This window comes from Pseudomonas sp. F007, assembly GCF_057814275.1.
The window spans coordinates 259,978-279,530 of the sequence record NZ_JBVATA010000005.1 but is presented as its reverse complement, the minus strand read 5'-3'; the positions used below and the strand labels follow the sequence as shown (position 1 = coordinate 279,530).

The following is a 19,553-nucleotide window of genomic DNA, read 5'->3' as shown; positions in this document are numbered from 1 at the left end:
AGGTGCGTCGCAGTTAGAAGGTGTTGCCGCCTTGGCAAGCCTTGCAACCTGCAGCGATGGACAGCGAGTTGCTTTGTTGGTTACCCACGCCGGCTGCAACGTTGGTACCACCATTACCCGAGAAGCCGTTCATCGAGTTGGTCATCGAAGCATTGTTAACCACTGGGTTTTTCCAGCCATCTTTGGTCAGCACTTGCTGAGTCCAGTAGCCAGCCAGCTCAACACTTCCTTGTTCTTTGAAGGTGAATTTCTGATCTTTGTCCTTGCCACCACCATAGCCGCGGTCATCATGACCTTTTTTGTCGCCTTCGATGGTGCCGTAGCCGGTGCCTTTGTAGCTGCCGGTAGCTTTGAAGCTGCCTTTGAGGTCAACCACTTTGTTCACGCGATCGGCTTTGTTGTCCACGTCCAGGCCGGTTGAGGACTGGTTGGCAGCGGCGGCTGCGGTGGCTACACGACCGGCCGATACGGCAATGGCCAGGTTGTTTTTCTGTTGGTTGAAGTTGCCGGCGGCAGAGTTGACGCCGATGTTGCCCGAGCTGCCATTGCCAACGTTGTTGACGGTGGCGAGGTTTTGCGTAGAGCGGTTGGTCACAGAGTTGTCGGTGTTGATTTGAGTGGCACTGGACAGGGCAACCGCGCTACCGAAGATGAATTTTTCATCGGCGGTGGCGATGGCTGCGACGTTGTCTTGTTGGTTGCCGTCGCCGGCTGCAACGTTGGCGCCCATGTTGCCGCTGGAACCGTTGAGCGAGCTGTCAGCCTTGGAGGTGTTTTTGGTGCCCTGGTTGAGCACGCTGTTGCCGGAGCTGTCCTGTTGATCGAGAACCGCTGCGCCTGCACCGGCGGTGATCGAGAGGATTTGATCCAGGGTCGGACCCTGTGGTTTAGGTTGTGGGTGATGACGTTTGCCGCCATCGGCCTGAGCCGCAATTGCCATGACCGCTGCCAGAGCGAAAACCAGTGGTTTCAGAGCTGTTGTAGGTTTCATGGTGTTTCTCCGTGCTTATTAGTTGGTTAAGTGTTGGTACTTTCTAATTGCACTGCGGGATTTGGGTCAGTCTGCGACCCGGATGCTCAGGGTGTTAGCCATGCGGTTCCCCACCCCGGCACTCTGGTTCACCTGAATCACTCCTCGGCTGCCGGTGAAGGCCTGGTCGCTTGTCACGACCTGGCGACTGCCTTGCGAAGTGCCAGTTGCTCCTGAGTTTGGTAACAACGCCACGTTCTGTTGCGACAGGGCGCTGTCATCAATGCTCTGCGGCGCGGCGCTGACGCTGATCCGCATGGCATTGATCATTTGGTTGTTGGCCCCGGCCGACTGGTTCACGCCCAGTGCGCCGCTGCCATTGCTGAAAGAGTTGCCACCGATGGAGCTGGTTGCGTTCATCGAACGATCGGCGGGCGTGGTGATTTTCTGGGTGATGCTGCCGGTGGCCGACGCCTCGGAACCGATGGCGATGGCCCGGTTGTTGATCTGTTGCTGCTGGTCGCCGGCAGCCTGGTTCATCATCAGGTTGCCTTTGTAGTTGGCGCCGGAGTTGTCCAGGGTTGCGTTGTTCACCGTGTTGACACCGGAGTCAGCCATGGCCGAGGTGCTGCTCAACAGGGCGAGGAAAATCAGCGTCCGATTCATCTCATTTCCCCATGTTGGTCAGAGGCGAAAGGCCAATGTTGATGGAGCGGGTGATGGTGCCGGAGATCGCGCTGCCGCTACCGCCGCCGTGGCCGGACTGCATGCCCGGCAGACCGTTGGGATTGGTCAGCACGTTAATCCCGGAGCCGCTGTTGGCGCTGGGTACGGTGCTGCGATTGATGATGCTGGCGCCGCTGCTGATGCCGGCAAAGTCACCGTCGTTGAGTTCCGAGTTGGTGACCTGAACGATCCGTTCCGATGGATTGGCGTTGACCGTGGTCGGGTAGGGGTCTTTGGCGAACGGCTGGCGGCCAATGGCGCGAGGTTGCACATCGCGTTGCAGCACAATCACCCCGTTGCCTTCGGCGTGCACCGGCAGGCTGAGCACAGAGCTGAGCGCACATCCGAGCATCAGCAGGCGGGTTGTGCCTTTTTCGATAGTCCCCATCTCTGCACTCCTTCTCAAATTTGCCGCTGGCCCTGTCAGCGTTGTGAGGGAGAGAGCAGGAGCTGTGCCGCTTTTTATTTCTATCGAAAATTCAAGGGCTTGGAGTTTGTGGTCGGATTTTGCAGGCGCAGGTTGTTTCAACCGTGAGACAGGCGGCAGGGCAACTCGGCCGTGGTTAGCCGGCTATCAGTGTCGAGATGCTCTGGATCAAGGGTTGGGGAGGAGGTGTTTCAATCGCTTAACAATTGCTGTGTCAAGCTGATGAACCCCTTGTACGCAGGCCGTTACACCGCTGCGTGGTGTTTCAGGATCGGACACTTGAGGCCCCAAAACAGGGGAAATGTGGGGGTAAGACGTGGTTTCAGGGGGCTAAAACTTGAGCAATTGCTCTACCGCAAGCACTGCCTGACGGCGTCTTTCGCTCCAGTCGCCTTCGATAATCTGCAGCGGCTGCTGGTGCCGGTGCAGCCAGTCGCAGGTCGCCTGGAAGAATGCCTGGCGCTCAGCCAATTCCGGCTGGCAACGTTGGCCGTCGTCGGTCCATTCCACCATTTGCGGGGAAAGCACCAGGTGCAGGTCGTAGTGGCGGGCCAGCAATTGCTCTTCGATCCAGGCCGGGCAGGCGCCAAACAGGGTCTGGCTCCAGAGCATGTTGCTCAGTAGATGTGTGTCGAGGATCAGCAGGTCTGGCTGCTGTGCGCGGGCGCTGTCTTCCCAGGCCAGTTGCCCACGGGCAATGGCCGGGATATCCGCCAGGCAGGTGTCGCGCGGATTCTGCTCGATGAAATGACGCACGTATTCGCCCACCAGCAGCCCGCCGAAACGCTGCTGCAACTCGGCCGACAGCCAGCTTTTGCCACTGGATTCGGGACCACAGAGCACCAGCACCTTCATGTGCGCAGCGCCGGATCGGCACGCCACTCACGCAGGCCCTGGACGGCCAGCGCGGTAAATACCGCATACAACGCCGCGGTCAGGTACAGGCCCTTGTAGAGGAACAGGCCGACGAAGATCACATCCACGGCAATCCACAGCGACCAGCATTGCACACGCTTTTGCGCCATCCACCACTGCGCGACCAGGCTGAAACCGGTCAGGGCGGCGTCCAGCCACGGCTGGGCGGCATCGGTCCAATGGGCCATGGCCGCGCCCAGCAGCAGGCTGCCAAGGGCGCCAAGCCCGAGGTCGCGAAGTACCGTGCCAGCGCCCAGGCGGCTGACTTCGCGGCCATGATGACTGGCGCCGCCACGGGTCCATTGCCACCAGCCATACAGTTGCAGCCCGGCGTAGACCACCTGCAGCAGCATGTCCGAATAGAGTTTGACCTCAAAGAAAATCCAGCTGTAGAGCAGCACCATCACCAGGCCGATGGGCCAGCACCAGGGGTTCTGCTTGACCGTCAACCAGACAGCGATCACGCCGAGCGTGGCGGCAAACAGTTCAAGCCCGGACATGCAGATTCCTTGGTCAAGTCGAAGAGGGCGCCGATTGTACCCAGAGTGGGCGGCGAGGCGTTAGCGCCCTCAGTGCTGGCGAGTTACACGCGGAACTGCTTGAGCGAGGCATTGAGCTGTTCACTCAACACCCGCAGGTGCTCGCTCGCGGTGCTCGATTGCTCGGCCGCCAGCGCGGTGCTGTGGGACAACCCGGCCGCCTGGGTGACGTTCTGGTTGATGTCCTCGACCACATGCGCCTGTTGCAAGGTGGCGCTGGCAATCGAGGCGTTGAGGCCATTGAGGTTGTGCAGCGCCTGGCCGATGGCACTGAGGCTGGCACCGGCCAGGCCAGCCTGCTCGATGGTCAGTTGCGAAGCGCGGCTGCTGTCGCCGATCACCTTCACCGCGGCCTCGGAGTGATTCTGCAAGCGCTCGATCATGCCCTGGATCTCGGCGGTGGATTTCTGTGTGCGCTGGGCCAGCAAGCGCACCTCGTCCGCCACCACGGCAAAGCCTCGGCCTTGTTCGCCAGCCCGCGCCGCTTCGATCGCGGCATTCAGGGCCAGCAGGTTGGTCTGCTCGGCAATCGAGCGGATCACCTCCAGCACACTGCCAATCTGCGTGCTTTCCGTGGCCAGGGTGCGGATCACCTCCACCGCCTGATCGATGGTCGAGGACAGTTGGTCGATCTGTTGCAGGCTGCCGTCGATGTTGACCTGGCCTTGCTGGGCCTGGACTTGCGCGTCACGCATCTCGCTGGCGGCGTGTTCGGCATTCTTCGCCACATCCTGCACGCCGTAGGTCACTTCATTGATTGCGGTTGCCACCAACTCCATCTGTTGCGACTGCTGCTGGCTGCGCGCCTGGGCCTGGGCGGCGTTCTCGCCCAGATCGCTGGAGGACTGCCCCAGGGCGCTGGCGGACTGCTGCAGCTCGCCGATGACCCCGCGCAACTTGGCGGTGAAGGCGTTGAAGTGCCGGGCCAACTGGGTGACTTCGTCCTGGCCGTGGGTATCGAGGCTGCGGGTCAGGTCGCTTTCGCCACTGGCGATATTGGCCATGGCGTCGACGGTTTCCTGCAACGGCCGGACGATACTGCGGGCGATCACCATCACCAGCAGCGCCATCAGCACGGCAATGCTCACGCCGACCAGCGAGGCCTGGCGCACCTGGCTCTGGAACTCGAGCTGCATGTCGTCGATGTACACACCCGAGCCAATCACCCAGCCCCAGGGTTCGAAGAGTTTGACATAGGAGGTTTTCTGCACCGGCTCGCTGGCCCCAGGCTTGGGCCAGCGGTAGTCGACCATGCCGGCGCCCTTGGCCTTGGCGATGGCGACCATCTCGTTGAACAGTGCAAAGCCGTCCGGGTCCTTGATCGCCGACAGGTTCTGCCCGTCGAGCTTGGGATTGGTCGGGTGCATGACCATCACCGGCGTCAGGTCGTTGATCCAGAAATAGTCGTTTTGCTCATAGCGCAAGCCACGCACCACACTCAGTGCCTGCTGCTGGGCGGCCTCGCGGGTGAGGGTGCCAGCCAGTTCCAGTTGACGGTAATAATCCAGCACGCCGCTGGCGGCCTGGACCACATGCCGGGTCTTCTCGGCCTTGGCCAGGTACAGGTCCTGGTGAATCTGCTTGAGCATCAGCAGCCCCAGGGTCAACAGCATCAGCACAGCCACTACCAGGATCAGCCACAACCGCCGGCTGATCGACATACTGCGCAAGCTATTCATAGCGTGTCACTCCCGTTTCTTGTTCTTGTCATAAAGCGTTGCCAGCATTCAGGCATGCTTTGGCCACTACGCCAATGCGACTGAAGTCCTATAACGGCGCGGCGTTTTCAGGGCATGTCTGATAGGATTTCGGCCGCACACGGGAGAACCTGAGCCCGCGTTGATTTTTCACAGGATTTTTACCTTTTTCGGTAGATTCTGTGCGCCTTGACCTTCAGCTACGCTGATCGCAGTGAACACTCAAAAAATTATTAAAGGGGCATGCCTTGGGGGCATCGCTTCACGGGGGATTGATGGATCTTTGGACGGCCGCACAGGCGTTGATTCTTGGAGTTGTAGAAGGGCTGACGGAGTTTTTGCCCATTTCCAGTACCGGGCACCAGATCATCGTCGCCGACTTGCTCGACTTCGGCGGTGAACGGGCCATGGCATTCAACATCATCATCCAGCTCGGCGCGATTCTCGCCGTGGTCTGGGAGTTTCGGCGCAAGATCCTCGATGTGGTCATCGGTCTGCCGACGCAGAAAAACGCCCAGCGTTTCACCGCCAACCTGCTGATCGCCTTTTTGCCGGCGGTGGTGCTCGGGGTGATCTTTGCCGACCTGATTCACCACTACCTGTTCAACCCGATCACGGTGGCCACCGCCCTGGTGATTGGCGGGATCATCATGTTGTGGGCCGAACGTCGGGTGCACACCGTGCGCGCCGAAACGGTCGACGACATGGTCTGGACCGACGCCCTGAAAATCGGCTTCACCCAGTGTCTGGCGATGATTCCGGGAACCTCGCGTTCCGGCTCGACGATCATCGGCGGCCTGTTGTTCGGCCTGTCGCGCAAAGCCGCCACCGAGTTTTCCTTCTTCCTGGCCATGCCGACCATGGTCGGTGCCGCGGTGTATTCGGGCTACAAGTACCGTGACCTGTTCCAGGCCTCGGACTTGCCGGTGTTCGCCATCGGCTTCGTCACCGCATTCGTTTTCGCGATGATTGCGGTCAAGGGCTTGCTCAAGTTCATTGCCAGCCACAGCTACGCCGCATTTGCCTGGTACCGGATTGCCTTCGGCCTGCTGATCCTGGCCACCTGGCAGTTCGGCTGGATCGATTGGGCAGCGGCCAAGCCGTGAGCCTGGATATCCAGCATCCTCGGCTCAAGGGCCTGATCTTCGTCGCGCTGTGTGTGCTGCCGGGGATCGGCTCGACCCTGTTGTGGCTGCGCGGCGGCTCGCTGATCCCGCTGGCGGCCTACGGGCTGATGAGCCTGGTGGCGTTCCTGTTGTACTGGAGCGACAAACGCAAGGCGCGCGCCGAGCAGTGGCGCACCCCGGAAAACGTCCTGCACGCACTGGAACTGGCGGGTGGCTGGCCGGGAGCGCTGCTGGCTCAGCAGCTGTTTCGGCACAAGACCCGCAAAGTCTCGTTCCAGCTGGTGTTCTGGCTGATCGTGCTGGCGCACCAGGTGTTCTGGATCGACCAACTGTTCCTCGGCGCCGGCTTGTTCCGCCTGTTCTAGAGCAACAAACCGACTTGCACGCGCTTGGGCAACTTGCTCACCACCAGTTGGTGGGAACGTTGCAACAAGCCTTGCAACTCGTCGGCGCCCAGCGGGTAGGGCAGTTGCATGATGATCCACTGGGCCCGCGCCAGATACGGCGCCGGGCCTATGCCGGGACGGTCGACATGGCCGAGGAACAAATCCTTGTCGACCTTGAACGCCAGGGAATCGCCCCGCAGGTTCTGCAGGGCGAACATTTTGTTGCCGGCCACCGAAAACACCCGCACGCCGCCCCATTTGTAATCTTCCCGCGCACCGGGCAGTGCCAGGCAGAACTGCGCCACGGCGTCCTCGGTCATGCTTGCAGCGTTCATAGCAGACGATCCCCGCAACTGTTGAACGACTCGGCCAAATGCTCGATCCAGGCGCGCACCGCCGGCAGTACACCCCGACGATGAGGGTAGACCGCCTGCAGCCAGCCGCCGGGCAATGACCACTGGGGCAGCAACTGCACCAGTGAACCGTTGGCCAGCTCCTCCTCGCAATACATCATCGGCAGGATGGTGAAACCCAGGCCCGCCAGGGTGCAGGCTTTGCGCACCACGAAGTCATCGATCCCCAGGCGCGCTTCCAGGCTCAGGTCACAGGTCTGCCCCTGTTCGCCAATCATGCGCAGGTGCACCAGGCGGTCGGCTTCCAGCGCGCCAAGTACCGGCACCTGTTTCAGGTCCTCCGGGGTATTGATCTGGCGCTCGCGGACGAAGCTCGGCGCAGCGACTATCACGGTCTGCGCCTGGCGCAGGCGGCGCGTCACCAGGAACGGATCTTCATCGCCGAGCTCGCGCACCCGCAGGGCGACATCGATGCCCTCTGTCACCAAATCAACGCGACGATTGAGCAACTGCATTTCCAGCTGCACCAGGGGGAAGCGCTGCAGAAAGCTGCTGATCACCCCTGGCAGAAATTCATGAGCCAGGCCCACCGGGCACGACACCCTCAGCCGTCCCCGTGGCTCGCTGGTCATGCTCGCCACCGCTTCATCGGCCATCTCGGCTTCCAGCAGCATCGCCTGGCAATGGCGCAGGTAACGCTCGCCGACCGCGGTCAGGTTGAGCTGGCGGGTGGTGCGCTGCAGCAAGCGCGCGCCCAGGCGCTCTTCGAGTTCGGCGATGCGCCGTGACAGGCGTGACTTGGGGATACCCAGCAGGCGGCCGGCGGCAGCGAAACCACCGGCTTCGACCACCTTGGCGAAGTAATAGAGGTCGGACAGATTTCGGGCGGTGCCCTCTGTCAATGTCATGAAAGCTCGCCTGTTCATTGGAAAGGATAGGGGGCCGATCAAACGGCCCGGCGCTCATGATCCAACAAATTCAGGCGAAACGTCACTCAGGAGTAAACGGCGCGTGCACCTTGTGCCACGGCTGGCGAGTGATCCAGCGAATGTTGCCGCGCAACCTGTGCCTGGACCACGGCAACTGCATCGAGCACTTTCTGCGCCCAGTGCTCGTCCTGCGGATCGACCACCACCACGCGAAAGCCGTAGTCATGGCCTTCCATGCGCACACCTTCGGAATCATCGACGTGCAGGTCGATATCGAAAGCCGGCGGCAGCTTCGACGGCGAGTTCGACAAACCGCGGGCCGCCAAGGCTTCGTTGTGCAAGACACTGTTGACCACGCCGTCGACGCGAATGCCGTACAGCAACAACCAGCGGCGAATATAGGAAGGCGTGCGCCCGGACGAGGTGTAGACCCAGATGCTGCAGCCCTGGCGACGCAGCTCGCGGGTCAGGGCGCGGGTGCCGATGCGCAGCGGTTCAGTCAGCGAGCTGTGCAGACGCTCCGCCAGCCAGTTCGGCTCAACGTCGCTGTGCTCGGGTTGGCAGGCCAGGGTGTCGTCGATATCGAAGGAAATGCGGATGCGCGGGGTTTTCGCCGCTGCGCCAGGGACGGCACGCTGCATCGCTTCCCAGCCACGGGAGGCAGACATCCGGCACTTTTCGAGCAGTGGATAGCCGTTCATCAACGTCCCCCCTGAGAGATCGGCAAGGGCTTGTCCTTGAGAAAAAACTTCTTAGGATCAGGCGCCTGATCTTCCAGGAAAGCGGCGTACTTTTTCTTGATCTTGGGCAACTCGTACAACGCCTTGACTCCATGTTTGGCAGAATTTCGGATCACCGACGACGGGTTGAAGTAACCCTCGGCGTTTTCCAGCGACAGCACGAACGGCGGCAGGCCGTCGCGCATCAGCAAATAGCTGACGATCAGCGAACCGCTGCGGTTGTTGCCCTCGATAAACAGTTGCGGCTTGCTGAGGATGCGCACGTAGACCCCGGCGGCGCGCTTCCACACCGATTCCCCGTGGTGCTTGCAATACCAGGTGTGGAGATCCTTGATGCCACCCTCGACGTTGTTGAAGAAATGCTCTTCGGTCGCCGTCAGGTGCTGGGCGTATTCCAGGCGGCGCGCCGGGTCGTTGCCGCAGAGCACGGTGGCGTTGATTTCCAGCATCAGGTCCAGGTGCTGCAGGTCGAACAGATCGATGCCGCGAGCCACATACTCGTCAACCAGGGCGTAGCCTGCGATCACATTTTCCAACACCTCGTCGGTCATGGGATCGCGCTGCTCGGTGAAGTGCAGGCTCAACTCGTCGAAACGGGCCTGGACTTCACGCAGGGCGCGTTCAACCGCGACCAAATCAAGACGACGCTGGGTTGGCATCAGCTGAACTTGCCGCTGATGTAGTCGCTGGTCATCTGCTCGCGCGGATTGTCGAAAATCTGCGTGGTCGGGCCCATTTCCACCAGGTAGCCGGTGCGCGTGCCCTGGGAAATATCCACCGAGAAGAACGCCGTGGTGTCGGCCACCCGGATCGCCTGCTGCATGTTGTGGGTGACCAGGGCGATGGTGTAGTCCTTCTTCAGTTCAACCATCAGCTCTTCGACCCGGCGAGTGGCGATCGGGTCGAGGGCCGAGCAGGGTTCGTCGAGCAGCAGCACTTCCGGCTCGGTGGCGATGGCGCGGGCGATGCACAGGCGTTGCTGCTGGCCGCCGGAGAGCGACAGGCCGCTGACCTTGAGTTTGTCCTTGACCTCGTCCCACAGCGCGGCGCCTTGCAGCGCATGCTTGACCCGATCGCCGAGGTCGCCCTTGTAGCGATTCAGGCGCAGGCCGAAGGCGACGTTGTCGAAGATGCTCATGGAGAACGGGTTGGGCTGCTGGAACACCATGCCGATGTAGCGGCGCACTACGACCGGGTCAACACCCTTGCCGTAGACGTCCTGGCCGAGGAAGTGCACGTGGCCTTCGAAGCGGAAGCCTTTGACCAGGTCGTTCATCCGGTTGAGGCTGCGCAGTACCGTACTCTTGCCGCAGCCGGAAGGTCCGATGAAGCCGGTGATCTTGTTCTTTTCGATCGGTACATGGCTGTCACGCACGGCCAGGAAGTTGCCGTAGAAAATCTTGTCCAGCTTGCAGTCCATGACCACAGGCGCCGGGGTGACGATAGGAGCAGCATTCAGTTGTGCAGTTGAAAGGTTCAAAATTCAGGTGCTCCCGTTCTCAATACTTGGGCTTGCCGAAAATCCGGCTGACGATATTCACGACCAGCACGATCATTACCAGCACCAGCGAGGCGGCCCAGGCGAGCTCCAACTGGTTGTCGAACGGCATGCCGGAGAAGTTGTAAATCAGCACGGCAAGCGATGCCGTCGGATTCATCACGGCCAGGTCGCCGTCGTGGAAGATCCAGTAGTTGCTGAACAGCGCGGTAAACAGCAGGGGGGCGGTTTCGCCGGCGGCACGGGCCACCGCGAGCATCACGCCGGTGAGGATGGCCGGCAGGCCGGTTGGCAGGACGATCTTCCAGATCACTTGCGAGCGGGTGCAGCCCATGCCGTAAGCGGCGTCCTTCATGATCTTGGGCACCATCTTCATCGACTCTTCGGCGGTCAGCACGACGATCGGCAGCATCAGCACCGCCAGCGCCACACCACCGGCCGGGGCCGAGTAGGTGCCGGTGGTCATCACCACCAGGGCGTAGGCGAACACACCGGCCAGAATCGACGGCAGGCCGGTGAGCATTTTTGCGGCGAAGCGTGCGGCGTTGGCCAGGCGGCTGTGGGGGCCCAGTTCAGCGAGGAACACCGCAGCCATGATGCCTACCGGCACGGCGATGGCGGCGGCGATGCCGACCATCACGAACGTACCGGCCATGGCGTTGCCGAAGCCGCCACCGGTTTCAAAACCGGTGGGTGGCAGTTCGGTGAAGACTTCCAGGCTCAGACGGGCGCCACCACGGGTGATCAGCATGTACAGCACGGAAATCAGCGGCACGCTGGCCAGCAGGGCACCAGCCCAGACCAGGGTGGTCAGCACCAGGCTGCGCAGGGCGCGGCCTTCGAATTTGCGCTGCAGGCTGGGCAGGGCGGCTACAGGGGTAGAGAGGTCCGTCATCATTTATTCCCCCGCTGGGCGTAGAGCATGATCATCGAGCCGAGGACGTTCACCAGCAGGGTGATCATCATCAGCACCAGTGCGGCGTACATCAGCACTTCGATTTCGTTCGGCCCGGCTTCCGGGAAGTTCAGCGCCAGCAAGGCCGCGAGGGTGTTGGCCGGAGCGAACAGCGACAGGGAAATGTTGTTGGCGTTGCCCACCAGCATGGCCAGGGCCATGGTTTCACCCAGCGCCCGGCCCAAACCGAGAACCAGCGAGCCAAAGATGCCGGTGGCAGCGGAAGGCACCATGACCTTGAGAATCGCTTCCCAGTGGGTGGTCCCCATGCCGTAGGCGGCCTGTTTGGTTTTCATCGGCACGGCGGTCAGGGCGTCCTGGGACACCGCGGCGATGGTCGGCAGAATCATGATGGCCAGCACCAGCGCTGCCGGAAGCAGTCCGGGGCCACTCAGTGATGTGCCGAAAAAAGGGATCCAGCTGAGTTCGGTGTGCAACCAGGTGGTCAGCGGGCGGATCGCCGGAATGACCACATAGATGCCCCACAGGCCGTAAACCACGCTGGGGATTGCGGCGAGCAATTCGACGATGGTGCGAAAGACTGCGGCGAGTTTCGCCGGGAGGAAATCCTGGGTGAGGAAAATCGCCATGCTCACGCCGAAGAAGCCGGCGATCAGCAACGCGATAAAGGCGCTGTACAGCGTGCCCCAGATGGCCGGGAGGATGCCGTACTTGCCCTGGTTGACGTCCCAGACGCTGCCAAAGATCACGTCAAAGCCATGCTTTTCCATGCCCGGCAAGGCCTTGCGTCCGACTTCAAAGACCAGCGCAAAGACTAGCGCCAGCACCAGCACCACGCCGACGCGTGCAAACGCACGGAAGGTACGATCAACGAGGAAGTCTTTGGTCGAGGGCGGCTGGCAGGCGGAGTCCGGATTAACCGGTACGCTGAAGGGTCTGTTCATTGGCTCATTCCGGAACAAATAGAGGGGAAGCGCTTCCGGCGTGGCTGACAGCGCACTCCGGAAGCAACCTCGCGTGCCTTACTGGATGTTGGCGGAAGCTTTGCGAACCTGATCGATCACCGATGGCGGCAGCGGGATGTAGCCCATCGAGTCGGCGATCTTCTGGCCTTCGGTCAGGCTGTACTCGACCATGTCGCGCATGGCCTTGGCCTTGGCCGGGTTCCCGTTGTCCTTGCGGAAGATCATCCAGGTGTAGGAAGTGATCGGGTAGGACTTGGCGCCGTCCGGATCCGGCAGCCAGGCCACCAGGTTTTCCGGCATCTTCACCGCGGCCAGGGCCTCGGCGCCGCTTTCGGCGTTCGGTACGACGTACTGGCCGGCCTTGTTCTGCAGCGCGGCGAAGTCAACCTTGGCCAGCTTGGCGAAGCCGTATTCGATGTAGCCAACCGCACCCGGGGTCTGGCGCACGGTAGCGGTCACGCCATCATTCTTCGGCGACTTGATGAACTTGTCGCTGGCGGGCCAGTTGACGGTGTTGCCTTCACCCAGCGTGGTGTTGAACTCGGGGTTGATGGCTGCCAGGTGCTTGGTGAACACCGCGGTAGTACCGCTGGAGTCGGCACGCACGACAACAGTGATCGGCATGTCAGGCAGTTTCAGGTCCGGGTTGGCTGCAGCGATCTGTGGATCGTTCCACTTGGTGATCTTGCCCAGGAAGATGTTGGAGTACACCTCGCGTGGCAGCTTCAGGCCTTTAGGATTGCCTGGCAGGTTGTAGGCCAGAACGATTTCACCGGCAGTCATCGGCAGCAACTGAGCGCCTTCTGCAACCTTGGCAATGTCTTCGTCTTTCATCGCCGAGTCGCTGGCGGCGAAGTCGACGGTCTTGTTCAGGAAGTCCTGCACACCTGCACCGCTGCCTTTGGATTGGTAGTCGACGGTGACGCCTTCGGTCTTCTTGCTGAAGTCCTTGAACCAGGTGAGGTAGATCGGCGCAGGGAAGCTGGCGCCAGAACCGGTCAGGCGAACATTGTCGGCAGCGAAAACGGAGCCGGCACAAAGAGTGGCTGTAACGGCGAGGGCAACGGACTTCATCAAGCTTTTCATCGAAAGGACTCCTTGTGATATCGGGCTCGCGCACTTTGCAGCAGTTTTGTTACGGTTTTATGAATGGCGTTTATGACGCGGCGAAATGCCACCTTCGCAGTGCCCTCGTAAGCCAAACGCTGGCTCAGTCGTACGACGTCGTCCTACAGAAGAAGCGAAAGCCATTGTCCTATGAGTAGGACGAACCATCACATTGTTGTGGGCTTATCACTGATTGATCGCATCTGTAGGATTGTTCCTACTTGATCGCCCAGTGGCGATCCTCACTTGGAGATCCCACATGAAACTGCTGCACATCGATTCCAGCATCCTCGGCGACAACTCCGCTTCCCGTCAGTTGAGCCACGACGTGGTCCAGGCCTGGAAGGCTGCCGAGCCCGAAGCCGTGATCACCTACCGCGACCTGGCCAGCGATGCCATCAGCCATTTCAGCGCGGCGACCCTGGTGGCTGCCGGCACCAGCGCCGAACTGCGCAACGCTGCACAACAGCACGAAGCCGACCTCAGCGCCTCGACCCTGGCCGAATTCCTCGCCGCCGATGCCGTGGTGATCGCCGCGCCGATGTACAACTTCTCGATCCCGACTCAGCTCAAGGCCTGGATCGACCGCATCGCCGTCGCTGGCCAGACGTTCCGCTACACCGAAGCCGGTCCTGAAGGCCTGTGCGGCAACAAGAAAGTCGTGGTGGTGTCGACCGCGGGCGGCCTGCATCAAGGCCAACCGACCGCCGTCGGTCATGAGGAGTACCTGAAAGTCATGCTCGGTTTCATCGGTATCACCGACATCGAATTCGTCCGCGCCCATGGCCTGGCCTACGGTGACGAAGTGCGCAGCAAAGCCATCAGCGATGCGCAAACCCGGATCAGCGAAGAGTTGTTCGTCGCGGCCTGAATCTGGCTGCGGTAACCACTGGACTCCGCGCCCGGATCGAGAGTAAAACGATCCAGGCGCGGAGTTTTTTCATGGGTGCGATTTGCCTGACGACCTGAACCTTGGCCCGGGTTATGCAGTGCAGGCTATTGGTACCGTTGTCATCTCGGCTGAACCCCGCGAATGTGGACACACGGTTATTCAATCGGGTAACACGCTGGGGCTTCCCATGTCACGTCTGTGGGCATTGTTACTGTTCTGCCTGCTCGGCAGCCTGAATTCGGTGCACGCCGCGCCTGCACCGCAGCCGCACTGGAGTGTCGGCTACCATCACCTGAGCTTTCTCGACCCGCTGGACCTGCAGCCGATGAGGGCGATTGCCTTTTATCCGTCGACCGGCATCGAACATTCGAGCACCCTTGAGGGGTATCAGGTCCAGGCTACTCAGGACGCGCGAGTCGCCCTGGGCCGCTTCCCGATGTTGATGCTGTCCCACGGCAACACTGGCACGCCGCTGGCCCTGCATTACCTGGCCACCTCGCTGGCGCGCAAGGGCTTCGTGGTGGTGGCGGTGATTCATCCCGGCGACAACTCCACCGACCACAGCCGCCTAGGCACCTTGAGCAACCTCTATGGCCGGCCGATCCAGATCTCCGAAGCGATCACTGCGACCCTGGCCGATTCGCTGCTGGCGCCTTTCGTCAACGCAGACCAGGTAGGCGTCATCGGCTATTCCGCCGGCGGTGAAACCGCGCTGATTCTCTCCGGCGCCACCCCTGACCTGGACCGCTTGCGGCGTTACTGCCAGGAGCGTCCGACCGACCACGACGCCTGCAACACCCAGGGTGAACTGATCGTCGACCGCGACGACCTGCAACCGGTCGCCGACCCGAGGGTCCACGCGCTGATGCTGCTGGCGCCCCTGAGCCTGAAATTCGGCCGCCAGACCCTCTCCGGAGTGCATGTGCCGGTGCTGCTCTACAGCGGCGACGGCGACCAACTGGTAGCCCTCGACAAAAACGCCGCCGCCCTGGCGCGCAAACTCCCCACTGCGCCCAACTTCAAACTGCTGGCCGGCGCCGGCCACTTCATCTTCATGGCTCCCTGCAACGAAGCCCAAACCCAAAGCATGCCCGCCCTGTGCACCGACCCCGACGGTGTTGACCGCGAAGACATCCACCGCGGCCTTATTAATGAAGCGGGTCATTTCTTTACGCATGCCTTGGTCAGGCCGAATAGAGCGGGGATGCAGACGGCGGATCAGTAAAACAATAGAAGCCGACCGCAAGGTCGCTGTGCCGTTCCCGTTGCCGTTGCCGTTGGCTTTTGATCTTGATCCACCCGCCCCGTTACGGAAGGCTGAGTGGAGGTATTCATCCGAGGGGAGCGCGAAGCGCGCTGCGGCGCAGCCGCAGACATCGAGAGGAGGTGCAGCGAAGCCAACCGGAGGCGATGACCCGCGGATGGATGCCGAAGCGAAGGTACGCCGAGCCTAGGCGAGGGGGCCGGACGTTGGGGCAAGACTTTTTGGTTCCTTTTGTGGCGTTTGACAAAAGGGACTCGCCGTAAGGGCGAAACCATAAGTCGCCGTTACCGCAGGAATGGATATGTACACCTTTAATCAGCCATCGCTGGCAGGCCAGCTCCTACAGTGGAGTGGGCGTTGCGGCAGGAATGAATGTGTACACCGTTTGGCCGACTTCGCTGGCAAGCCAGCTCCCACAGTTCAAATCCAGCGTTTCGGCAGGATTGGATATGTACCCCATCGCGAGATATCAAATCCCCTGGCCCCGCCGCATCAGCAACACCGTCAACCCCAACCCACTCACCGACAACCCCGCCGCACAAAAGAAAATCCACGAATACCCCAGGTTCAGCGCCACCGCCCCCATCAACGGCCCGGCAATGGCCAGCGCCAGGTCGAAAAACACCGCATAGGCACTCAACCCAGCCCCCCGGCTGCTACCCGGCACCTGCTTGATCGCCTCCACCCCCAGTGCGGGATACACCAGCGACAGGCCAAACCCCGTCAACCCGGCACCCACCAGGGCAACGGCCGTCGAAGGGGCAAACCACAACAGCGCCAGGCCCAGGGTTTCAATACTCATGCAGGCAATGGCCGAACGGTAACCGCCAAAGCGATTGATGCTAGAGATAAACAGCAGCCGCGCGACAATGAAACATACGCCAAACACCGTCAGGCAATAGGCCGCGCCGGCCCAGCCGCGGTTGACGTAATAGAGCGCGATAAAGGTGGTCAACGTGCCGTAGCCAATTGACGCCAGGCACAGGCTCGCACCAAAGGGCGCGATGCGGCCGAACACCGACCAGAACGGCATCCGTTCACCGCGAATCACCGGCACCGAAGGCTTGTTGCGAATCAGCAGCAGGGCACCTGCGGCCAGGACCGACAGAGCAATCCCCAGGCTGGCAAACCCCCAGGCGTCGATCATCACCACCCCAAGTGGCGCACCAATGGCGATCGCACCATAGGACGCGATGCCATTCCAGGAAATCGAACGCGCGGTGTGCTCGGTGCCGACCTTGCCCATGCACCAGCTGATGGTGCCGACCCCGATCAAGCCCTGGGCTACCCCCAGCAGCAATCGGCCAGCGATCAGAACGGCGAGGCTGAGCAACGGCCAGCTTTCCAGAAAGGCCGAGAGCAAGGTCAGCAAGCCACTGAAAAAAATCCCCGCCAGGCCATAGACAATCGCGCGCTTGGTGCCGACCGTGTCGCAGGTGCGTCCGGCCATGGGCCGGCTGAGCAGGGTGGCCAGGTATTGCGAGCCGATGGTCAGCCCGGCGACCACCGCGCTGAAGCCCAGTTGCTCATGCACATAACCGGGCAGCACCGCAATCGGCAGGCCGATGCAGATGAAAGCAATGAAGGTATAGAAGACGATGGAGACGATCTGCAGGGTGATCGCCATGGAGCTGACGTGGGGTGCTTGCTGCGCAGACATGGTGGCTCATTCGCGGGCGGGCGGTAAGCGGCATCATGGCGCGGGTCTGGAGCAAAAGAAAGCAGGCTAACGATTATTTCAATCGAGCCGGTCGAAGAGGGGGCTCAGCCGTCCTTCGACCGGATCAATGAACTCAGTTCAGGCCCAATTTGCCGCGCAGCGTCGACAGATCCTCGGCCAGGGTATTCACCGGCCCGACCAATGCCTTGCGGTCGTTCGACTTGACCTTGTCATACGTTTCAAAGCCACCGTCAGCGGTTTTGTACCTGGCGAGGATCGTATTGACGCTGGCAAAGTTCTTGTCGACCTTGGCCACAAACGCCTTGTCCTGCTGTTCCAGTTGCGCGCGGAACAGATCGACGATTTTCTTCGCCCCATCGATGTTGCCCTGGAAGTCGTAGAGGTCGGTGTGGCTGTAGCGATCTTCCTCACCGGAGATCTTGGTCGCAGCCACTTCCTCGAGCAGCGCGGCGGCGCCACCGACGACTTTTTCCGGCGGGAAGGTCAGGCCGGCAACCCGTGCCTGAAGTTCCTTGACGTCCTTGTCCAGGCCGTCGGCCAGGGCGCCCAGGCCTTGCGTGCTCTTCTCGGAAAATAGCGAGTACTCGATCCGGTGGAAACCGGTGAAATCTTCAGCCTTGACGCCTTGCTCGTGGTCATCGACCCGCGAGTCGATGGAGGCATCGAGGTCACTGAACAGCTCGGCAATCGGCTCGATCGACTCGTAGTAGACCCGCGTCGGTGCGTAGAGCTTTTGCGCGGTGGCCAGGTCACCTTGCTTCACTGCGGTGGTGAAGGCCTGGGTGTGACTGGCCAGCTCGTCAAGCTGTTCGGTGACGTAGATCTTGTAATCGGAAATCGGCCCCACCAGGTCCAGCGGCGCGGTGGCGGCGAAGACCGAAGCGGGGGCGTGCAGCAAACCAAGGGCGACCAGCAAAGCGAGAGACGACTTTTTCATGGGACTGTTCCGCGGGTGGGTGGGGAAAATTGAAATGCCGCCCCCCTGTAGGAGCGAGCTTGCTCGCGAAAAACGTCAACGATGACGCGGGCAGCCTGAATGAGCGCGGTGCCCTCAGGTTCTTCGCGAGCAACCGCAAGCGGGAGACCGCTCCTACAAGGAGATAGCGATCAAACCGAGGTTTTCGGCTGTGTGGCATCGAGCAGCGAACGACCAATAAAATCCTTGTCATCGGTCACCCCAGGCAGCGTGAAGAAATACCCGCCGCCAATCGGCTTCAGGTATTCCTCCAGGGGTTCGCCATTGAGGCGGTTCTGCACAGTGATAAAGCCCTTGTGCAGATCGGCCTGGTAACAGATGAACAGCAGGCCCATCTCCAGTTGGCCGTTCTTGCTCACGCCGTTGGAGTAGTTGAACGGTCGGCGCAGGATCCGGTTGGCCTGGGTCTGCGCCGTGCGCGGGTTGGCCAGGCGGATATGGGCATCGAGTTTGGTCAGCTTGCCCTGGGGATCGTTGGCGTAATCCGGGACCTGGCTTTCATGCCGACCGCCAATCGGTGCGCCGCTGGTTTTCACCCGGCCCAGAATGCTCTCCTGCTCCTGCAAGGGCGTGCGGTCCCAGCGCTCCACCAGGTTGCGGATGATCCGCACCGCCTGATAACTGCCATGGCTGGCCCAGGCCGGTTCGTCGCCGCCGGGCTGGACCCACACCAACTGATTCATCAACGGCTGATCGTTGGAGTCCGGGTTGGCCGAGCCGTCGCGAAAGCCCAGGTAATTGCGTGCACTCTGCGCCGGTTCGCCGGGCTTGCGCGGGGCCTGCGGCGGCACGCTGCCTTCCTGTTTCCAGCGCACCGCCAGCAGGTCCGGCAGGTTTTTCAGAATGTCGCGCAGGGCATGGATATTGGTGTCGATGCTGTTGGCACAAAACTGCAGGCTCAGGTCGCCATGGCAATAATCCGGCTGCAGCGCATCGTTGGGGAAACCGACCATGCGGATCAACCGTATGGGCTTGGCCGCGGCCAGGCCGAAACGCTCATCGAACAGCGACTCACCCACCGACACGGTGATGGTCAGGTTGTCCGGGGTCACCACCGGGCCAAGGATTCCGGAATCCACGGGCGGCAGTTTCGGGTCGACCTCGGCCACCGGGCCACCGTGCATGAGAAAGGCGATGCGCTGATCAAGGGTGCGGAACAGACGCTCCAGATCCTTGCGGTCAGTGGCCAGCACATCGAACGACACCAGCATGCCCGAGGTCGGGCGCGGGGTGACGATGCCGCTCTGGTGCCGGCCTCGGAAGGCGTTGCGCTGGTCGGTTTTCTCACTGCTGGGGGCCACGGTGACGGGCGCCGGATTGGCGGCCATGGCCGGGCAACTCAGGCTGCTGCCGGCGAGTGCGACGCCGGCGGCGCCCATGCCGAGCAAGACGCGGCGGCGATGGGCGTTGATTTGATCTGCATCGTTCATCGGTGGGGTCTTCTG

At 61.4% G+C, this 19,553-nt stretch carries 21 protein-coding genes; 4 read left to right on the top strand and 17 right to left on the bottom strand.

Annotated elements, in window-relative coordinates; genetic code table 11:
- Nucleotides 1-13: 13 nt before the first annotated feature.
- The 6 genes from ACZYR5_RS14140 to ACZYR5_RS14115 all read right to left on the bottom strand — a co-directional run bounded on the left by ACZYR5_RS14140 (nt 14) and on the right by ACZYR5_RS14115 (nt 5,256).
- Entirely contained in the window at nt 14-991 is a 978-nt protein-coding gene (locus tag ACZYR5_RS14140; RefSeq protein WP_489090586.1) for a heme utilization protein, read from the bottom strand.
- A gap of 66 nt (nt 992-1,057) precedes the next feature.
- The gene (gene fapB / locus ACZYR5_RS14135) at nt 1,058-1,636 is read right to left on the bottom strand and encodes a fibril amyloid subunit FapB (protein ID WP_489090585.1); all 579 of its coding nucleotides are present in this window, start codon (nt 1,634-1,636) and stop codon (nt 1,058-1,060) included.
- Nucleotide 1,637: 1 nt separating this feature from the next.
- On the bottom strand, nt 1,638-2,084 hold the full coding sequence (gene fapA / locus ACZYR5_RS14130) for a fibril amyloid chaperone protein FapA (RefSeq protein WP_489090584.1): 447 nt from the start codon (nt 2,082-2,084) through the stop codon (nt 1,638-1,640).
- A 369-nt stretch (nt 2,085-2,453) separates the two neighbouring features.
- A complete protein-coding gene (locus ACZYR5_RS14125; protein ID WP_489090583.1) occupies nt 2,454-2,978 on the bottom strand; it encodes an AAA family ATPase in 525 nt (174 codons plus the stop codon).
- A complete protein-coding gene (pnuC, locus tag ACZYR5_RS14120; protein WP_489090582.1) occupies nt 2,975-3,538 on the bottom strand; it encodes a nicotinamide riboside transporter PnuC in 564 nt (187 codons plus the stop codon). Before pnuC ends, ACZYR5_RS14125 begins: the two co-directional genes overlap by 4 nt.
- A gap of 83 nt (nt 3,539-3,621) precedes the next feature.
- A complete protein-coding gene (locus ACZYR5_RS14115) occupies nt 3,622-5,256 on the bottom strand; it encodes a methyl-accepting chemotaxis protein (protein ID WP_489090581.1) in 1,635 nt (544 codons plus the stop codon).
- Nucleotides 5,257-5,549: 293 nt separating this feature from the next.
- Between ACZYR5_RS14115 and ACZYR5_RS14110 the strand changes: the two genes are divergently transcribed.
- Together ACZYR5_RS14110 and ACZYR5_RS14105 are read left to right on the top strand one after the other, a co-directional pair.
- Complete coding sequence (locus ACZYR5_RS14110; RefSeq protein WP_027620932.1) at nt 5,550-6,380, top strand: undecaprenyl-diphosphate phosphatase; 831 nt, start codon at nt 5,550-5,552, stop codon at nt 6,378-6,380.
- Nucleotides 6,377-6,766 carry a DUF1294 domain-containing protein gene (locus ACZYR5_RS14105; RefSeq protein WP_489090580.1) on the top strand — a complete coding sequence of 130 codons (390 nt, stop codon included), beginning with the start codon at nt 6,377-6,379 and terminating at the stop codon, nt 6,764-6,766. The genes ACZYR5_RS14110 and ACZYR5_RS14105 overlap by 4 nt, the downstream gene beginning before the upstream one ends.
- Here ACZYR5_RS14105 and ACZYR5_RS14100 read toward each other — a convergent pair.
- The 8 genes from ACZYR5_RS14100 to pstS form a co-directional block, all read right to left on the bottom strand.
- On the bottom strand, nt 6,763-7,107 hold the full coding sequence (locus ACZYR5_RS14100; RefSeq protein WP_489090813.1) for an MmcQ/YjbR family DNA-binding protein: 345 nt from the start codon (nt 7,105-7,107) through the stop codon (nt 6,763-6,765). The two genes, ACZYR5_RS14105 and ACZYR5_RS14100, sit on opposite strands and share 4 nt — an antisense overlap.
- Before the next feature lie 11 nt (nt 7,108-7,118).
- A complete protein-coding gene (locus ACZYR5_RS14095) occupies nt 7,119-8,048 on the bottom strand; it encodes a LysR substrate-binding domain-containing protein (protein WP_489090579.1) in 930 nt (309 codons plus the stop codon).
- A gap of 86 nt (nt 8,049-8,134) precedes the next feature.
- A complete protein-coding gene (locus tag ACZYR5_RS14090; protein ID WP_489090578.1) occupies nt 8,135-8,770 on the bottom strand; it encodes a hypothetical protein in 636 nt (211 codons plus the stop codon).
- Complete coding sequence (locus ACZYR5_RS14085) at nt 8,770-9,468, bottom strand: hypothetical protein (RefSeq protein WP_489090577.1); 699 nt, start codon at nt 9,466-9,468, stop codon at nt 8,770-8,772. Before ACZYR5_RS14085 ends, ACZYR5_RS14090 begins: the two co-directional genes overlap by 1 nt.
- Nucleotides 9,468-10,229, bottom strand: coding sequence for a phosphate ABC transporter ATP-binding protein PstB (pstB, locus tag ACZYR5_RS14080; protein WP_051550606.1), 762 nt, complete (start codon nt 10,227-10,229; stop codon nt 9,468-9,470). Before pstB ends, ACZYR5_RS14085 begins: the two co-directional genes overlap by 1 nt.
- Nucleotides 10,230-10,308: 79 nt before the next feature.
- Complete coding sequence (gene pstA, locus ACZYR5_RS14075; RefSeq protein WP_027620939.1) at nt 10,309-11,202, bottom strand: phosphate ABC transporter permease PstA; 894 nt, start codon at nt 11,200-11,202, stop codon at nt 10,309-10,311.
- Entirely contained in the window at nt 11,202-12,167 is a 966-nt protein-coding gene (pstC, locus tag ACZYR5_RS14070) for a phosphate ABC transporter permease subunit PstC (RefSeq protein ID WP_489090576.1), read from the bottom strand. The genes pstA and pstC overlap by 1 nt, the downstream gene beginning before the upstream one ends.
- Before the next feature lie 78 nt (nt 12,168-12,245).
- Nucleotides 12,246-13,274, bottom strand: coding sequence for a phosphate ABC transporter substrate-binding protein PstS (pstS, locus tag ACZYR5_RS14065; protein ID WP_489090575.1), 1,029 nt, complete (start codon nt 13,272-13,274; stop codon nt 12,246-12,248).
- Nucleotides 13,275-13,554: 280 nt separating this feature from the next.
- Between pstS and ACZYR5_RS14060 the strand changes: the two genes are divergently transcribed.
- The gene (locus ACZYR5_RS14060; protein ID WP_489090574.1) at nt 13,555-14,166 is read left to right on the top strand and encodes an FMN-dependent NADH-azoreductase; all 612 of its coding nucleotides are present in this window, start codon (nt 13,555-13,557) and stop codon (nt 14,164-14,166) included.
- Nucleotides 14,167-14,374: 208 nt separating this feature from the next.
- On the top strand, nt 14,375-15,412 hold the full coding sequence (locus tag ACZYR5_RS14055; protein WP_489090573.1) for an alpha/beta hydrolase family protein: 1,038 nt from the start codon (nt 14,375-14,377) through the stop codon (nt 15,410-15,412).
- A gap of 508 nt (nt 15,413-15,920) precedes the next feature.
- Here the strand turns inward: ACZYR5_RS14055 and ACZYR5_RS14050 are convergent.
- The 3 genes from ACZYR5_RS14050 to efeB form a co-directional block, all read right to left on the bottom strand.
- On the bottom strand, nt 15,921-17,111 hold the full coding sequence (locus ACZYR5_RS14050) for an MFS transporter (RefSeq protein ID WP_489090572.1): 1,191 nt from the start codon (nt 17,109-17,111) through the stop codon (nt 15,921-15,923).
- Nucleotides 17,112-17,244: 133 nt separating this feature from the next.
- Nucleotides 17,245-18,069 (bottom strand): iron uptake system protein EfeO, encoded by an 825-nt coding sequence (gene efeO, locus ACZYR5_RS14045; protein WP_489090571.1) that lies wholly within the window; start codon nt 18,067-18,069, stop codon nt 17,245-17,247.
- Between the two features lie 170 nt (nt 18,070-18,239).
- Entirely contained in the window at nt 18,240-19,538 is a 1,299-nt protein-coding gene (efeB, locus tag ACZYR5_RS14040) for an iron uptake transporter deferrochelatase/peroxidase subunit (RefSeq protein WP_489090570.1), read from the bottom strand.
- Nucleotides 19,539-19,553: the final 15 nt, after the last annotated feature.

Bases quoted from the DNA above. Each gene is read 5' to 3' on its own strand.
- pnuC (WP_489090582.1), bottom strand. From the start codon at position 3,538: ATGTCCGGGCTTGAACTGTTTGCCGCCACGCTCGGCGTGATCGCTGTC.
- ACZYR5_RS14055 (WP_489090573.1), top strand. From the start codon at position 14,375: ATGTCACGTCTGTGGGCATTGTTACTGTTCTGCCTGCTCGGCAGCCTG.
- ACZYR5_RS14085 (WP_489090577.1), bottom strand. From the start codon at position 9,468: ATGCCAACCCAGCGTCGTCTTGATTTGGTCGCGGTTGAACGCGCCCTG.
- efeB (WP_489090570.1), bottom strand. From the start codon at position 19,538: ATGAACGATGCAGATCAAATCAACGCCCATCGCCGCCGCGTCTTGCTC.
- ACZYR5_RS14115 (WP_489090581.1), bottom strand. From the start codon at position 5,256: ATGAATAGCTTGCGCAGTATGTCGATCAGCCGGCGGTTGTGGCTGATC.
- pstA (WP_027620939.1), bottom strand. From the start codon at position 11,202: ATGACGGACCTCTCTACCCCTGTAGCCGCCCTGCCCAGCCTGCAGCGC.
- ACZYR5_RS14090 (WP_489090578.1), bottom strand. From the start codon at position 8,770: ATGAACGGCTATCCACTGCTCGAAAAGTGCCGGATGTCTGCCTCCCGT.
- ACZYR5_RS14140 (WP_489090586.1), bottom strand. From the start codon at position 991: ATGAAACCTACAACAGCTCTGAAACCACTGGTTTTCGCTCTGGCAGCG.
- ACZYR5_RS14125 (WP_489090583.1), bottom strand. From the start codon at position 2,978: ATGAAGGTGCTGGTGCTCTGTGGTCCCGAATCCAGTGGCAAAAGCTGG.
- pstS (WP_489090575.1), bottom strand. From the start codon at position 13,274: ATGAAAAGCTTGATGAAGTCCGTTGCCCTCGCCGTTACAGCCACTCTT.
- ACZYR5_RS14110 (WP_027620932.1), top strand. From the start codon at position 5,550: ATGGATCTTTGGACGGCCGCACAGGCGTTGATTCTTGGAGTTGTAGAA.
- fapA (WP_489090584.1), bottom strand. From the start codon at position 2,084: ATGGGGACTATCGAAAAAGGCACAACCCGCCTGCTGATGCTCGGATGT.
- fapB (WP_489090585.1), bottom strand. From the start codon at position 1,636: ATGAATCGGACGCTGATTTTCCTCGCCCTGTTGAGCAGCACCTCGGCC.
- ACZYR5_RS14050 (WP_489090572.1), bottom strand. From the start codon at position 17,111: ATGTCTGCGCAGCAAGCACCCCACGTCAGCTCCATGGCGATCACCCTG.
- ACZYR5_RS14095 (WP_489090579.1), bottom strand. From the start codon at position 8,048: ATGACATTGACAGAGGGCACCGCCCGAAATCTGTCCGACCTCTATTAC.
- pstB (WP_051550606.1), bottom strand. From the start codon at position 10,229: ATGGACTGCAAGCTGGACAAGATTTTCTACGGCAACTTCCTGGCCGTG.
- efeO (WP_489090571.1), bottom strand. From the start codon at position 18,069: ATGAAAAAGTCGTCTCTCGCTTTGCTGGTCGCCCTTGGTTTGCTGCAC.
- pstC (WP_489090576.1), bottom strand. From the start codon at position 12,167: ATGAACAGACCCTTCAGCGTACCGGTTAATCCGGACTCCGCCTGCCAG.
- ACZYR5_RS14100 (WP_489090813.1), bottom strand. From the start codon at position 7,107: ATGACCGAGGACGCCGTGGCGCAGTTCTGCCTGGCACTGCCCGGTGCG.
- ACZYR5_RS14060 (WP_489090574.1), top strand. From the start codon at position 13,555: ATGAAACTGCTGCACATCGATTCCAGCATCCTCGGCGACAACTCCGCT.